This window comes from Pseudomonas kielensis, assembly GCF_014236655.1.
In the GTDB taxonomy this organism is placed as follows: domain Bacteria; phylum Pseudomonadota; class Gammaproteobacteria; order Pseudomonadales; family Pseudomonadaceae; genus Aquipseudomonas; species Aquipseudomonas kielensis.
On sequence record NZ_JACMYG010000093.1, the window covers coordinates 1 to 770 of the forward strand.

A 770-nucleotide genomic window follows, 5' to 3' on the forward strand; every position below is an offset into this window, starting at 1 on the left:
CTCGCCATCGGCATGCCAGCAGCGTTGGTCAGGGTCACGGTGTAGGTGACAGTGCCGCCCTCGGTGACCGTGGTTTTATCCACAGTCAGGGTGGCTTTCACCTCGGTGAGGGTGTCGCCGATGGTGACTTGGGCTTTGTCGCCCAGCACCAGGTTCTCGAAGGACTTACCGTCAACGGTGGCGTTGTCGACACCGACTTCGATGATCTGGCCGTCTTTGTAGACGTCGTCGCCTTGCGCTTTCAGCTCGTACGGCACGCTGGTGGTGCCCGCCTTGATCACCACGGTGTCGCCGTTGCTCAGGGTGACGGTCAGATCCTGCTTGAGGACCTGGTCAACCTTGACGGTGAACTTCGGTGCCGCGTTCTCCAGTACGTCGCCTTCGCTTTTGATGGTGACAGTGATCTTGTCGCCTTCGTTGGCTGGGTCTTTTGGATCGCCCGAGCCTGGCTCGTCGGTGACCTTAGTGGTCAGCGAAGTGTCGCTCAGGGTCAGTTTCTCGAAGTTATTCGAGGAGACGGACTCCAGCTTGTTGACGATCGCATCCTGACCGCCGGTGAAAATGTCGTCTTTGGCGGTGACTTCGGCAGTACCACTGGTGCTGTTGGCCGGGATTTTCACCACGGTGCCATCAGTCAGCGTGAACTCCAGAGGACCATGGCTCGCCATCGGCATGCCGGCAGCGTTGGTCAAGGTCACGGTGTAGGTGACAGTGCCGCCCTCGGCGACCGTGGTTTTATCCACAGTCAGGGTAGCTTTCACCTCGGTGAG

General features: G+C 59.4%; 1 protein-coding gene. It reads right to left on the minus strand.

From position 1 onward, the window contains the following. A partial coding sequence (locus H7995_RS28145) for an immunoglobulin-like domain-containing protein (protein ID WP_342345344.1) occupies positions 1–770 on the minus strand: 770 nt, incomplete at both ends.